Here is a 14,223-nt window from a genome sequence, read left to right on the forward strand (position 1 = left end):
CTTTTAATAATTAATACACGTAACACAGCACTTCACCACCTACATTCTCATTTTTGGCCTGTTTACTGGTCATCACACCATGCGAAGTAGAAATGATGGCAACACCCAATCCATTAAGCACCCGAGGCAACTCGTTAGAGTTTACATATTTCCGAAGGCCGGGGGTACTCACTCTCTTTATATTTCGGATTACCGGTTCTTTGGTTACTTTATCATATTTAAGGGCAATCTTTATTGTCCCTTGTACTGCATCTTCCTGAAATTTATAACTTAAAATATATCCCTGATCGAATAATATTTTTGTTATCTCTCTTTTTAAATTAGAAGCTGGTATTTCTACCACTCTATGACCTGCACTGCTGGCATTTCTAATTCGTGTTAAATAATCTGCTATAGGATCTGTAAACATTTCTTTTACCTTTTAAAGTGTTACCAACTTGCTTTTGTAACTCCGGGAATTAACCCTTGGTTCGCCATTTCCCTAAACAACACACGAGAAATGCCAAAAGTTCTCATGTACCCTTTAGGCCTACCCGTAAGCTTACATCGGTTGTGCATACGCACCGGAGAGGCGTTTTTGGGTAGTTTTTGCAACCCTTCGTAATCGCCTGCCTCTTTTAAGGCCTTTCTCTTTTCAGCATATTTGGCAACGGTTCTTGCTCTTTTTACCTCGCGAGCTTTCATTGATTCTTTAGCCATACTAATTCTTATTAAAAGGTAATCCCAATTGCGTTAATAATGATTTTGCTTCCCTATCGGTATCCGCAGAGGTTACAAAGGTAATATCCATTCCGTTGATTCTATTGATCTTATCAATATTGATTTCGGGAAATATGATTTGTTCCGTGACACCCAAGTTATAATTTCCGCGTCCATCAAATCCTGTAGCTCTAATCCCTTGGAAATCCCTAACACGGGGTAAGGCCGTTGTTACCAAACGATCTAAAAACTCATACATCTTCTCGCCACGTAAGGTTACTTTTGCACCAATAGGCATGGCCTTACGCAATTTAAAGTTAGCCACATCCTTTTTAGATAGTGTAGCTACAGCCTTCTGACCGGTAATTTTTGTTAACTCATCTACGGCGTGATCGATTAACTTCTTATCGGCTACCGCAGCTCCCACACCACGGCTCACTACTATTTTTTCAAGTTTCGGAACTTGCATAACGTTTTTGTACCCAAATTCTTCCTTTAGCGCCTTAATAATGCGCTCTTTATATTCTTCTTTTAATCTTGGAATGTAAGCCATAACTAAATTACTTCATTAGATGTTTTAGAGACCCTTACCTTCTTTCCGTCTCTTAGTTCAAAACCAACTCTCGTTGCCTTTCCTGATTTAGGATCAATAAGCGAAAGATTGGAAATATGTACAGGAGCTTCCTTTTTTGTGATTCCTCCTTGCGGATTTTTTGCACTTGGCTTTTCATGTTTAGAAACCAAATTAGCTCCTTCTACAATGGCCTTGTTCTTTTCCTTATCTACACGTAAAACTTTACCTTCTACGCCTTTATGGTCACCGGAGATTATTCTCACTACATCTCCAACCTTAATTTTTAATTTTATCATCTCTTTATAGCTTTTATAGCACCTCAGGAGCCAATGATACAATTTTCATAAACTGCTTATCACGCAATTCTCTGGCTACTGGCCCAAAAACCCGTGTTCCACGCATTTCACCAGCGGGATTTAAAAGCACACAGGCATTGTCATCGAAGCGGATATACGAACCGTCTGGTCGTCTTACTTCCTTTTTGGTACGCACGACTACTGCCGTAGACACCGCACCCTTTTTAATAGCCCCATTTGGGGTGGCTTCTTTTACAGTAACTACAATTTTATCGCCAATAGAAGCATAGCGTCTTTTTGTTCCTCCCAACACACGGATGGTCAAAACTTCCTTTGCCCCTGTATTATCGGCTACTCTTAACCTAGATTCTTGCTGTAACATAATTATTTAGCTCTTTCTATGATTTCCACTAATCTCCAACATTTCGTCTTGCTTAATGGCCGGGTTTCCATAATTTTTACTGTATCGCCAATGTTGCAATCATTCTTTTCATCGTGAGCCACATATTTCTTTGTTCTCAAAACGAATTTTCCGTACATTGGGTGCTTCACGCGTTTTACTTCAGACACAACAATGGACTTTTCCATTTTGCTGCTGGTCACAACCCCGATTCTCTCTTTTCTTAAATTTCTTTTTTCCATAAAGCAGAAGCCATTATTGGTTTTCCCTTTTTGTTAATTCTGTTGCCAATCGTGCCACCGTTCTTCTCACTTTTCGTATTTGCAGTGGATTTTCTAGTGGAGTTACAAAGTGCGCAATTTTTAAATCTGCATTCTGTTTTTTAAACTCGGCCAACTTTTCTTTTAACTCTTCTATCGTTAACTCTTTTATTTCTGATTGTTTCATGATCCGTAGATTGAAAAATTAAGCTGAATAGTCTCTTGCGATAATAAACTTTGTTTTCACCGGAAGTTTTTGAGCTGCTAAACGCAACGCTTCTTTGGCAATATCTAATGAAACCCCGGCTACTTCAAACATCACCCTACCCGGCAATACCACCGCTACAAAATATTCCGGTGCTCCCTTTCCTTTACCCATACGAACCTCTAAAGGCTTTTTGGTAATAGGCTTATCCGGAAAAATTTTAATCCACAATTGACCTTCCCTTTTCATATATCGGGTAGCTGCTATACGAGCGGCTTCTATCTGTCTTGAAGTTATAAAACTAGTTTCTAATGACTTGATCCCGAACATACCATTTGAAAGTTGATGTCCCCTTCCGGAAATCCCCTTCATACGGCCCTTCTGCATTTTGCGAAACTTGGTTCTTTTTGGCTGTAACATCTTTTTGCTTCTTTAAAAAATTACTTTCTTCGTCGTGGTTTTCTTGCTCCGTCTGGACGTTGTGATTTAGCTCCTCCCGTTCCTGAACCTCCTGATGTGGACGGACTCTTTGTCATACCAACTAAAGGAGAAAGTTCTCTCTTACCGTACACCTCACCCTTCATAATCCACACTTTTATACCCAATTTACCATAGGTGGTTTGCGCTTCATCTAAGGCATAATCAATATCGGCTCTAAAGGTAGATAACGGAATTCTGCCTTCTTTAAAGGATTCTGAACGTGCCATTTCTGCCCCGTTTAACCTTCCTGAAATCATTACTTTTATACCCTCCGCGTTCATACGAATTGCTGCGGCAATAGCCATTTTAATAGCTCTTCTGTACGATATCCTACTTTCTATCTGACGAGCGATACTCGCTGCAACCAACTTAGCATCAATCTCAGGTCTTTTGATTTCGTAAATATTGATCTGAACCTCTTTGTCTGTAATTTTCTTTAGCTCTTCTTTTAGCTTATCTACTTCTTGCCCACCCTTACCAATGATAATTCCGGGTCTTGCTGTAGTAATGGTTACAGTTATCAACTTAAAGGTACGCTCTATAATGACCCTAGACACACTTGCCTTAGCCAATCTTGCATGAACATATTTTCTAATTTTATCGTCTTCGGCAAGCCGATCACCATAATCTTTACCGCCATACCAGTTAGATTCCCATCCTCTAATAATACCTAGGCGATTGCCGATTGGATTTGTCTTCTGTCCCATACTTTATCCTCTAGCTTTGTGTGTTATTGTTTGCTTCCAAAACCAAGGTAACATGGTTGGAACGTTTTCTAATTCTATGTGCCCTTCCTTGCGGAGCCGGTCTTAGCCTTTTCAACATACTTCCCCCGTCTACACGGATTTCTTTTACATAAAGATCTGCTTCCTCAATATTGGCCTCCTCATTTTTAGATTGCCAATTCGCAATTGCCGATAACAGCAATTTTTCAAGTTTTCGTGAAGCTTCCTTCTGATTAAACTTTAAAATCGCAAGTGCTTTTTCTATCCGAACTCCACGTACCAAATCTGCAACCAAACGCATTTTTCGAGGTGACGTTGGACAATTATTTAATTTAGCGAAGGCAACTTGCTGCTTTTCTGCCTTAATCCTTTCGGCCATTTGTCTTTTTCGAACTCCCATAGCTTACTTTTTTCCTTTATTTTTTGCACCGGCATGACCCCTAAACGAGCGCGTTGGCGAAAATTCTCCTAGCTTATGCCCTACCATGTTTTCTGTAACATAAACAGGCACAAACTGTTTTCCGTTATGCACTGCAATGGTCTGACCCACAAAGTCCGGTGTTATCATTGATGCCCTAGACCATGTTTTTATTACGGATTTTTTACCCGTTTCAACATTCAGTTGAATTTTTTTATCCAAACTAAGCTGAACAAAAGGTCCTTTTTTTAATGAACGTGCCATTTGTTTTTCTTTTTATTTCTTTCTACGTTCTATAATATACTTGTTCGTATCCTTTTTTCTGGAACGTGTTCTGTACCCCTTTGCAGGAATTCCGTTTCTTGATCTTGGATGCCCTCCGGAAGCCCTTCCTTCGCCACCACCCATTGGGTGATCTACAGGGTTCATTGCTACCGGTCTTGTTCTCGGTCTTCTTCCTAACCACCTGCTTCTTCCTGCCTTACCGGACACCAATAACTGATGATCCGAATTGGACACTGCACCTATAGTAGCCAAACATCCAGACAAAACCAATCTCGTTTCCCCTGAAGGAAGTTTTATGGTTACGTACCGACCGTCCTTAGCCATCAATTGAGCAAAGGTGCCCGCACTTCTGGCCATAACCGCTCCCTGACCCGGGCGCAATTCAATACAGGAAATAATTGTTCCTAGCGGAATTTCTACCAAAGGTAATGCGTTCCCAATTTCCGGAGCCGATTGTGTGCCGGACGCAATTACTTGATCTACTTGCAATCCGTTTTGGGCAATGACATATCTTTTTTCACCATCCGCGTACGCTACAAGCGCAATAAATGCCGTTCTGTTGGGATCATATTCTATAGATTTTACAGTAGCCGGAACCCCTTGCTTGTCTCTTTTAAAATCTATAATACGATATCTCCTTTTATGACCACCCCCTTTTTGGCGAATGGTCATTTTTCCTTGACTGTTTCTACCTCCCGACTTTTTTAACGGAGCTACTAAACTTTTCTCCGGCTTATCAGTAGTAATGGCGTCAAATCCGTTTACTACTCTAAAACGCTGTCCGGGAGTGATTGGTTTTAATTTTCTAACTGACATTTTTTGTCTTTATAGATTACTGTAAAAATCAATTGTATCTCCTTCGGCAATATCAACGATAGCTTTCTTAAAGGCTCCCGTTTTACCATGTTGAACTCCTGTTTTGGTGAATCGCGTCTTGCGTGATGGCCCATAATTAAGAGTTCGCACTTTATTTACAGAAACGCCGTAGGCAGTTTCAACTGCATTTTTTATTTGAATCTTATTTGCACTTAACGCTACAATGAAACCATAACGGTTGTACAATTCGCTGTCCGCCGTCATCTTTTCTGTAATAATTGGTTTTATCAACACACTCATTATTCCACTATTTAGTTAAGTTCAACTCTATCGCCTCTAATGAACCTTCAAGGAGCACAATATTATGCGCATTTAAAATTTTGTAAGTGCTTAATTCTGAGCTTGTTATAACCTCAGATCGCTTTAAATTGCGTGATGCCAAATATACACTATTATTTGTATCACCCAACACAAATAAAGATTTTTTATTTTCAAGCCCTAAAGACTTTAAAATCTGCTTAAAATCCTTTGTTTTTGGCGTCTCGAAACTAAAGTCCTCTACCACTATAAGTGCATTTTCTTTGGTCTTAATACTAAAGGCAGACTTTCTAGCCAAACGCTTCACATTTTTGTTTAATTTCTGGGTGTAATCTTTTGGACGTGGGCCAAAAATACGACCTCCACCTCTAAAAACCGGAGACTTAATACTTCCTGCACGAGCAGTACCCGTACCTTTTTGTTTCTTTATCTTTCTTGTACTCCCCGCAATCTCTGCCCTTTCTTTAGACTTATGCGTACCTTGCCGCTGATGCGCCAAGAACTGTTTTACATCTAAATACACCGCATGGTTATTAGGTTCTATAGCGAAAACAGCATCTGAAAGCTCTGCCTTTCTGCCTGTTTCTTTTCCCGTAATATCTAAAACTGCTACCTTCATTACTTCTCTATAGTTACGTAAGCGTTTTTATGACCAGGAATACAACCCTTTATCACTAAAAGATTTTTTTCCGGAACTATTTTTAAAATCACCAAATTCTGAACGGTTACTCTGTCATTTCCCATTCTTCCTGCCATCCGCATTCCCTTAAAAACACGAGACGGGTAGGATGATGCGCCCACAGAACCGGGTGCTCTAAGCCTGTTGTGTTGTCCATGCGTAGATTGACCTACACCGGCAAACCCATGCCGCTTAACAACTCCTTGAAATCCCTTTCCTTTGGAGGTTCCAATGACATCCACATATTCTCCTTCCACAAAGTGATCCACGCCTATGGTGTCTCCCAATTTGAAACTTCCTTCGAAACCTTGAAATTCAACGACTTTTTTCTTGGGAGAAACGCCTGCTTTTTTAAAATGACCACTTTCGGCCTTATTTGCACGCTTTTCTGCCTTGTCATCGAAACCAAGTTGAAGGGCACTATACCCGTCTACCTCTTCGGTTCTGACTTGGGTAACTACGCATGGTCCAGCCTCGACAACAGTACACGGAATGTTCTTTCCGTTTTCGTCGAAAATGCTGGTCATACCTACTTTTCTACCTATTAACCCAGACATATACTATTTAATTAATTATTGAATACTTCCTTTAAACTATACTATGCTTCAAAAAAAAAGGGTCAAAAAAATAATTCAACCCTGAATGTATTTTTTCCATTTTTCCTTTGCGAAACGCTCCGGACATGTCGGTACTCACTACGGCGAATACTCCTTTTTTACTCTCAAAAAAACAACTGCAATTGCTTTACACGAAAACCTAGCTAGAAAGGTTTACAACACCTTTATTTGCACCTCTACACCACTGGGAAGTTCTAACTTCATAAGTGCATCAATTGTTTTTGGTGAAGAGCTGTAAATATCTAACAACCTTTTATACGAACACAATTGAAATTGTTCTCTCGATTTTTTGTTAACGTGTGGTGAACGCAATACCGTGAATATCTTCTTGTGCGTAGGCAACGGAATTGGCCCTGTTACCACAGCACCCGTTGTCTTCACTGTTTTAACGATCTTCTCGGCCGACTTATCTACCAAATTATGGTCGTACGATTTTAATTTCATTCTGATTTTCTGACTCATCTCTAGTATGTATTACGCTGTTACGCCCTTGGCTGCCTTAATAACTTCTTCTGCAATATTCGACGGTGTTTCCGCATAGTGCGAAAACTCCATGGTAGACGTAGCCCTACCTGAGGATAACGTTCGCAATGAAGTAACGTAACCAAACATTTCTGAAAGTGGCACTAATGCTTTAATTACTTTGGCTCCTGCTCTATCATCCATATTGGTAATCGTGCCGCGTCTTCTGTTAAGATCGCCCACAATATCACCCATATTTTCTTCTGGTGTTAAAGCCTCCATCTTCATTATAGGCTCCATAAGTACAGCTTTGGCCGCTTTAGCCGCCGCTTTGTACCCTATTTTGGCAGCCAATTCAAAAGACAGCGAATCAGAATCCACCGCATGGAAGGATCCATCCTTTAAGGTAATTCGCATACTGTCCATTTCAAACCCGGCTAAAGGTCCATTCTTCATGGCTTCTTTAAATCCTTTCTCTATTGCAGGAATAAATTCTCTCGGGATATTTCCTCCTTTTATAACATTTATAAATTCCAAACCAGATTTACCTTCCTCTGCCGGCTCCATCGTAAACACAATATCTGCAAACTTACCACGACCTCCACTCTGTTTCTTATACACTTCACGGTGATCCGCCTTAGCTGTAAGCGCCTCTTTATATTCTACTTGAGGCTGTCCTTGGTTTACCTCTACCTTAAATTCTCTTCGCAGTCTGTCTACAATAATATCCAAATGCAACTCACCCATACCAGAAATAATGGTTTGTCCGGAAGCTTCATCGGTCTTTACCTGAAAGGTAGGATCCTCTTCTGCAAGCTTGGACAAGGCCATCCCTAACTTATCTACATCTGCCTTGGTTTTCGGCTCTACAGCAATACCAATTACAGGATCCGGGAAGTTCATACTTTCTAATACGATCGGATGCTTTTCGCTAGACAAGGTATCTCCTGTTTTAATATCTTTAAAACCAACTGCTGCTCCTATGTCCCCCGCTTCGATAAAATCTACCGCATTTTGTTTGTTGGCGTGCATTTGATAGATTCTGGAAATGCGTTCCTTGTTTCCTGAACGATTGTTCAATACATAAGAACCTGCATCTAATCTACCGGAATATGCCCTAAAAAATGCCAATCTCCCCACAAAAGGATCTGTAGCAATTTTAAAGGCCAATGCCGCAAATGGCTCTTTAGGATCTGGTTTTCTGGATACTTCGAGGTCTGTATCCGGATTAATGCCTACAATAGCCTCCTTATCTAAAGGCGAAGGCAGGTAGCGGCAAACGGCGTCTAACAAAAATTGTACGCCTTTATTTTTAAAGGATGAACCGCAAATCATAGGAATAATACTCATATCCATCACCGCAGCTCTTAGTGCAGTATGTACTTCATCTTCTGTAATGGAATCTTCATCTTCGAAGAATTTTTCCATCAAGGTTTCATCGTATTCTGCTACAGCTTCTATTAAAGCCGCCCTGTATTCCTTTACTTCGGCTGCCATGTCTTCAGGAATTGGGATTTCATCAAATGTAGATCCCATATTATCCTCATGCCAAACAATGGCTCTGTTTTTAACCAAGTCTACAATCCCTTTAAAATCTACTTCATCACCAATCGGCAATACAATAGGTACGGCATTAGACTTTAGCATTTCCTTAATTTGATTGCATACATTAAGGAAATTTGCACCCTGTCGGTCCATTTTGTTAACAAATCCCATTCGGGGTACTTTGTAATTATCGGCCAATCGCCAGTTGGTTTCCGACTGTGGTTCCACACCATCTACCGCACTGAACAAAAACACCAATCCGTCTAGAACGCGTAAAGAACGATTTACTTCTACGGTAAAATCTACGTGACCCGGTGTGTCGATAATATTAAAGTGGTACGGTTTTGTAGCCTCCACTTTCTCCCCATTGATCATAGGGAAATTCCATGTACAGGTAGTTGCTGCGGAGGTAATTGTAATACCGCGTTCCTGCTCCTGCTCCATCCAGTCCATGGTAGCGGCGCCATCGTGCACCTCTCCTATTTTATGGCTTACCCCTGTATAAAACAAAATTCGCTCGGTAGTGGTTGTTTTACCGGCGTCAATATGGGCAGCAATTCCGATATTTCTTGTATATTTTAAATCTCTTGACATTTCTGGTAATTAAAATCTAAAGTGAGAGAATGCCTTATTGGCTTCTGCCATTTTATGTGTATCCATTCGTTTCTTTACAGCAGCGCCTTCTTCCTTGGCAGCCGCCAAAATTTCTCCGGCTAATTTTTGGCTCATCGCTTTTTCATTGCGCTTCCGCGAATAACTAATCAACCATTTCATCGCTGTAGAAATTTTACGGTCTGGTCTAATTTGCATAGGTATTTGAAATGTAGCTCCACCAACCCTTCTGCTACGCACTTCTACGTGTGGCATCACATTAGAAAGCGCATCTTTCCACAATTCTAATGCTGTTTTTTCCTCGTCTGTTTTTTTTGCCTCTACAATGTCTATGGCATCATAAAACACCTTAAAAGCAACAGATTTTTTACCATCCCACATCATCATGTTCACAAAGCGTGTAACCAACTGATCGTTAAATTTAGGATCGGGTAACAATGGCCTTTTTTTTGCCTGTTTTTTTCTCATTTTTTTAAGTTTTTGGGTTCAGGTTTCAAGTTTGAGCTTTCATTCTTCAAAGATGCTCACTAAAAAATCCCTACTTCCTAAATTCATCCTACTTTTTTGGGCGTTTTGCACCGTATTTAGACCTTCGCTGGGTTCTTCCTGCCACACCGGCAGTATCCAAAGCACCTCGAACGATATGGTACCTCACACCAGGCAAATCTTTTACCCTTCCGCCTCTAACCAATACTATCGAGTGCTCTTGTAGATTGTGACCTTCACCCGGGATATAAGCGTTTACTTCCTTCCCATTAGTCAACCTAACCCTAGCAACTTTTCGCATTGCCGAGTTTGGTTTCTTTGGTGTCGTAGTGTAAACCCTAGTACATACCCCTCTTCGTTGAGGACACGAATCCAAAGCAGCCGATTTACTCTTCTTGGTAATTGTGGCTCTTCCTATTCGTACTAATTGTGAAATTGTTGGCATACTATATATTATATATGTATAAAACGATACCCTCTTTTAAGGGCTGGCAAATGTAATACTATTTTGTAAAAATTCAAATCTTATACTATTAATTTTGGGCTATTTTTATTTTTAGTCCCCAGCGCTTATAAAACCACCCCTCTTTTATGGCGCATAAAGGCATGCAATAGCTATAGGTAACCCCTCCTTTACGCCCCACTGGAGCATATTTACAAAGTTACTTTGTTAAAAAAACCTTTAAATCAACACAAAAAACCCAATAAAAAATTTCTTGAAACTGACTATCCCCGAGGCAAGCCATAGAGGTATTTTGCCAGTTTCATTTTGGCCTTTGGGCCAAAAACCGAAATTTTGTATTTCACCTCACCCGGAACTGCAAAAAGACAGTTCCGACCTCTCCAAAGGAGAGGTAAATAGGAAACCCCGACCCAAGGGTCGGGGAATCTTTAGATTGAAAAAGCCAAAATACTAACCAAAAATATGGACTTTTCAATAGAATAACCTGAGAATTAGTAAAATGTAATTTTTAACAGAGTTTAGCGATGAAGTTATATTTTTTCATATAATCTTAAAGTTTTATTAAAATTAGTTTGGATTATTACGTCTAAAATCTCATTTTTACGCCAGCTAATTCAAATAATTTAAAAATGAGAACAAAATTTAATGGAATCTTAACGCTTTTTCTAGCGTTGGTTGTGCAATTTTCCTTTGCACAACAAAAAACGATTACCGGTACAATTACAGATCAGGATGGTCTGCCGTTGCCCGGGGTAAATATCGTTGTAGAAGGGACTTCTGTTGGTACCCAATCCGATTTTGACGGGAATTACGCCATAAGCGCAAGTCCTGGCCAAAACTTATTGTTTACCTACATTGGTCAGAAATTAGAGCGTCGTTTGGTAGGAGCGCAAAACGCCATCAACGTGCAGATGACCGAAGACGCCCAAGCCTTGGAAGAGGTTATTGTAACCGCTCAGGGGATTACCAGAGAAAAGAAATCCTTAGGATATGCCGTTGCCGAGGTGAATTCTGAACAATTGGAGCAACGCTCAGAAGGTGACATTGGGCGGGTGCTTTCCGGGAAAGCCTCAGGTTTGCAGATTACCCAACAAAGCGGTCTTTCCGGATCGGGAACCAGTATCGTTATTCGAGGTCTGAGCACTTTTAGTGGTAGCAACCAGCCCTTATTTATTGTAGACGGAGTACCTTTTAGTAGTGACACCAATGGGCAATCTCAAAATGGTGGGGACAATGACTTCGTTAATGGAAATAATGGGTCGAGTCGCTTTTTGGATTTAGATCCGAACAGCATTGAAAGTGTAAACGTCTTAAAGGGTTTGGCAGCAGCCACGCTTTATGGAACTCAAGGACGTAACGGGGTAATCTTGATTACCACCAAAAATGGCGCTGCCGGCGGCGGCAACAAAAAATTTGAAGTTACCGTGCAATCCTCGGTTTTCTTCAATGAAATTGCCTCTTTACCCGATTACCAAAATGAGTATGGTAACGGTTTTGACCAAGCTTTTGGCTGGTTCTTTAGCAACTGGGGGCCCAACTTTCGTGCCGGAGGTATCGACGGCTTTCTTAATGCCGGTGGTGGTATAGCGGCTGATGGCACACTACCCCACCCGTACTATACCGCCTCGTTCAGTGATGCGTTCCCTGAATTTGAAGGGGTGCGATATCAATATAAACCTTATAATAATGTAGAGGCTTTTTTCAGGACGGGTACGGTTACCAACAACTCTGTCAATGTAGGCGGAAGTTCTGCCGATGGCAAGTTTTCGTACAACACCAACTTCAGCAACTTAAGCGATGAAGGGTTTACGCCGGGCAATAAGCTTACCCGAAATACCTTTGGTATTGGTGGTCGTGCTGAATTGTCGAATAAATTTACCACATCCGGTGCCTTAAACTTTACCCGTACCGATTTTAAATCCCCTCCGGTGGCGGCAGGAGATGGTAACGCCGTATTTGACACGTCAACAGGATCTTCCATTTTTTCCAATATCTTTTTCACCCCCCGAAGTGTGGATTTAATAGGGTTGCCTTTCGAAAATCCTTTGGACGGTTCCAGTGTGTATTACCGCCAGAATAACAGTATACAACACCCTTTGTGGACGGTAGCCAATGCGCAAACCAGACAAGAAACCTACCGGGTTTTTGGTAATGCGTCACTTACTTATTTGATCAATGACAACCTTAATGTAACGTATAGGGCAGGTATCGATGTGTACAGCGAAAACAACACCAATTCCCAAAATAAAGGTGGGGTTTCTGACAATACCCAGTTGCGGGCCGGAATTTACCAAACCTGGAATAACACCAATACCATTTGGGATCATAACTTGTTGCTAAACGGACAATATAGTCTTTCGGAATCTATTGGCATGACCTTTAACGCCGGTATTACCTCCAGAAGGGAAATTTTTGATCAAAATGGGGTGTCCAGTAGCGGACAACAAGTATTTGGGGTTCTACGTCATTTTAACTTCGGACTTCAGGACGAAATTCAGTTCTTTCGAGAGCGGAATATTACAGGAGCCTACGGGCAGGTGGATTTCGATTACAAGCGATTTTTATACTTAAATGTATCGGGACGTAACGATTGGGTGTCTAACTTAGAGTCGGAAAACAGGGCTATTTTTTATCCAAGTGCCAGCGTATCTTTTATTCCTACAACAGCCATTGAAGGACTTAAAGATAGTAAAGCCTTGAACTACCTTAAAATCCGTGCTGGTTACGGAACGTCCGCCAACTTTCCTACCGGATTTCCAACAGCAAATACCCTGACACTTAATACACAACGCTTTCAGGATTCTGGTGGCAGCAATGTGGTAATCAACACAACCAGCAGCGTTTTGGGTAACCCTGGTTTGGAACCGGAAACTTTGGAAGAATTTGAGGTTGGGATCGAATCGCGCTGGTGGAACAACCGCATTAACCTAGAGGTGTCTGCTTACCTGAGAACTACACAAGACCTAATTGTAGATCGAGCTTTGGATCCATCAACAGGCTTTGAGTCGACCCAAACCAATATTGGGGAAATTGAAGGCGAAGGCGTGGAAGTGGATTTAGGTATCGATCTTTTTCAACCAAAAACAAGTGATGGCTTTGGATGGAATGTGAATACCAACTGGACGCTCAACGAATCAGAGGTTACCGATCTGGGTGCCGATACCGATCTTATCGTTTTTGCCGGATTTAGCAATTTAGGTAACGCTGCCATTAAAGGACAACCATTAGGTGTTTTGGTAGGTAGCCGAATTTTAAGGGATGATGCCGGGAACTTTTTAGTCGATGGCCAAGGAAACTATGTGATCGAAGAAGGCCAATTTAAAATAGGGGATCCTAATCCGGATTGGACGCTTAACGTGTCGAACACCTTTAAGTACAAGAATTTCAACCTAAATTTCTTGGTAAATTATACCCACGGTGGGGATATATATTCTCAAACCATAGCGACCCTTCTGGGAAGAGGTTTAACTACAGACACTTCAGACAGGCGCGAATCCTTTATTTTACCGGGGGTTTCACAAGCCACGGGCCAACCGAACAACGTACAGATCAACAACTCCGGCTTTTATTTTGACAACATATTGTTTGGCCCTAATGAACTGCAGGTGTACGATGCATCTGTCATCCGTTTACAGGAATTATCCTTAGGCTATAGCCTTCCTTCTAAATTTTTGGATAAGACGCCTTTTGGCACAGTATCCTTTACCTTAACAGGTTTTAACCTTTGGTTCGATGCCATAAACACTCCAGATGGAGTCAATTTTGATCCTAACGTAGCCGGTGTCGGCGTAGGGAACAGCAGGGGCTTCGATTTCATGAACGGTCCCAGTTCCAGACGCTACGGTTTTAGTGTAAAAGCCACATTCTAATAAAAAAATAGACG

At 41.1% G+C, this 14,223-nt stretch carries 20 protein-coding genes; 1 reads left to right on the plus strand and 19 read right to left on the minus strand.

Annotated features, from left to right (window positions below):
* Positions 1-10: 10 nt before the first annotated feature.
* The 19 genes from rpsH to rpsL form a co-directional block, all read right to left on the minus strand.
* Entirely contained in the window at positions 11-409 is a 399-nt protein-coding gene (gene rpsH, locus U1E44_RS07195) for a 30S ribosomal protein S8 (RefSeq protein ID WP_322930387.1), read from the minus strand.
* A 20-nt stretch (positions 410-429) separates the two neighbouring features.
* Positions 430-699 (minus strand): 30S ribosomal protein S14, encoded by a 270-nt coding sequence (gene rpsN / locus U1E44_RS07200; RefSeq protein ID WP_322930388.1) that lies wholly within the window; start codon positions 697-699, stop codon positions 430-432.
* A gap of 1 nt (position 700) precedes the next feature.
* Positions 701-1,252, minus strand: a complete 552-nt coding sequence (gene rplE, locus U1E44_RS07205) for a 50S ribosomal protein L5 (protein ID WP_322930389.1) — start codon at positions 1,250-1,252, stop codon at positions 701-703.
* 2 nt (positions 1,253-1,254) lie between these two features.
* A complete protein-coding gene (gene rplX / locus U1E44_RS07210) occupies positions 1,255-1,569 on the minus strand; it encodes a 50S ribosomal protein L24 (RefSeq protein ID WP_322930390.1) in 315 nt (104 codons plus the stop codon).
* A 13-nt stretch (positions 1,570-1,582) separates the two neighbouring features.
* Positions 1,583-1,951: a 50S ribosomal protein L14 gene (rplN, locus tag U1E44_RS07215; protein ID WP_322930391.1), complete on the minus strand. Its 369-nt coding sequence runs from the start codon at positions 1,949-1,951 to the stop codon at positions 1,583-1,585.
* Positions 1,952-1,953: 2 nt separating this feature from the next.
* Complete coding sequence (gene rpsQ, locus U1E44_RS07220) at positions 1,954-2,211, minus strand: 30S ribosomal protein S17 (RefSeq protein ID WP_322930392.1); 258 nt, start codon at positions 2,209-2,211, stop codon at positions 1,954-1,956.
* 13 nt (positions 2,212-2,224) lie between these two features.
* Positions 2,225-2,416 (minus strand): 50S ribosomal protein L29, encoded by a 192-nt coding sequence (gene rpmC / locus U1E44_RS07225; RefSeq protein WP_322930393.1) that lies wholly within the window; start codon positions 2,414-2,416, stop codon positions 2,225-2,227.
* Positions 2,417-2,434: 18 nt separating this feature from the next.
* On the minus strand, positions 2,435-2,854 hold the full coding sequence (gene rplP / locus U1E44_RS07230) for a 50S ribosomal protein L16 (RefSeq protein ID WP_322930394.1): 420 nt from the start codon (positions 2,852-2,854) through the stop codon (positions 2,435-2,437).
* 20 nt (positions 2,855-2,874) lie between these two features.
* The gene (gene rpsC / locus U1E44_RS07235; protein WP_322930395.1) at positions 2,875-3,621 is read right to left on the minus strand and encodes a 30S ribosomal protein S3; all 747 of its coding nucleotides are present in this window, start codon (positions 3,619-3,621) and stop codon (positions 2,875-2,877) included.
* Positions 3,622-3,631: 10 nt separating this feature from the next.
* Complete coding sequence (rplV, locus tag U1E44_RS07240) at positions 3,632-4,039, minus strand: 50S ribosomal protein L22 (RefSeq protein WP_322930396.1); 408 nt, start codon at positions 4,037-4,039, stop codon at positions 3,632-3,634.
* Positions 4,040-4,042: 3 nt separating this feature from the next.
* Positions 4,043-4,321 carry a 30S ribosomal protein S19 gene (gene rpsS / locus U1E44_RS07245; RefSeq protein ID WP_322930397.1) on the minus strand — a complete coding sequence of 93 codons (279 nt, stop codon included), beginning with the start codon at positions 4,319-4,321 and terminating at the stop codon, positions 4,043-4,045.
* Between the two features lie 12 nt (positions 4,322-4,333).
* Positions 4,334-5,158 (minus strand): 50S ribosomal protein L2, encoded by an 825-nt coding sequence (rplB, locus tag U1E44_RS07250; protein WP_322930398.1) that lies wholly within the window; start codon positions 5,156-5,158, stop codon positions 4,334-4,336.
* A gap of 9 nt (positions 5,159-5,167) precedes the next feature.
* Complete coding sequence (rplW, locus tag U1E44_RS07255; RefSeq protein WP_322930399.1) at positions 5,168-5,458, minus strand: 50S ribosomal protein L23; 291 nt, start codon at positions 5,456-5,458, stop codon at positions 5,168-5,170.
* Between the two features lie 7 nt (positions 5,459-5,465).
* A complete protein-coding gene (gene rplD, locus U1E44_RS07260) occupies positions 5,466-6,095 on the minus strand; it encodes a 50S ribosomal protein L4 (protein WP_322930400.1) in 630 nt (209 codons plus the stop codon).
* Positions 6,095-6,712, minus strand: a complete 618-nt coding sequence (gene rplC, locus U1E44_RS07265; RefSeq protein ID WP_322930401.1) for a 50S ribosomal protein L3 — start codon at positions 6,710-6,712, stop codon at positions 6,095-6,097. The genes rplD and rplC overlap by 1 nt, the downstream gene beginning before the upstream one ends.
* Before the next feature lie 213 nt (positions 6,713-6,925).
* Positions 6,926-7,234 (minus strand): 30S ribosomal protein S10, encoded by a 309-nt coding sequence (rpsJ, locus tag U1E44_RS07270; protein ID WP_322930402.1) that lies wholly within the window; start codon positions 7,232-7,234, stop codon positions 6,926-6,928.
* Positions 7,235-7,246: 12 nt separating this feature from the next.
* A complete protein-coding gene (fusA, locus tag U1E44_RS07275) occupies positions 7,247-9,373 on the minus strand; it encodes an elongation factor G (protein ID WP_322930403.1) in 2,127 nt (708 codons plus the stop codon).
* Positions 9,374-9,382: 9 nt separating this feature from the next.
* Entirely contained in the window at positions 9,383-9,859 is a 477-nt protein-coding gene (gene rpsG / locus U1E44_RS07280) for a 30S ribosomal protein S7 (RefSeq protein WP_322930404.1), read from the minus strand.
* A gap of 88 nt (positions 9,860-9,947) precedes the next feature.
* Complete coding sequence (rpsL, locus tag U1E44_RS07285; protein ID WP_322930405.1) at positions 9,948-10,322, minus strand: 30S ribosomal protein S12; 375 nt, start codon at positions 10,320-10,322, stop codon at positions 9,948-9,950.
* Positions 10,323-10,969: 647 nt separating this feature from the next.
* Between rpsL and U1E44_RS07290 the strand changes: the two genes are divergently transcribed.
* Entirely contained in the window at positions 10,970-14,209 is a 3,240-nt protein-coding gene (locus U1E44_RS07290; RefSeq protein ID WP_322930406.1) for a SusC/RagA family TonB-linked outer membrane protein, read from the plus strand.
* Positions 14,210-14,223: the final 14 nt, after the last annotated feature.

Origin of the sequence: Aurantibrevibacter litoralis (assembly GCF_034651555.1) — a bacterium.
GTDB lineage: Bacteria > Bacteroidota > Bacteroidia > Flavobacteriales > Flavobacteriaceae > Aurantibrevibacter > Aurantibrevibacter litoralis.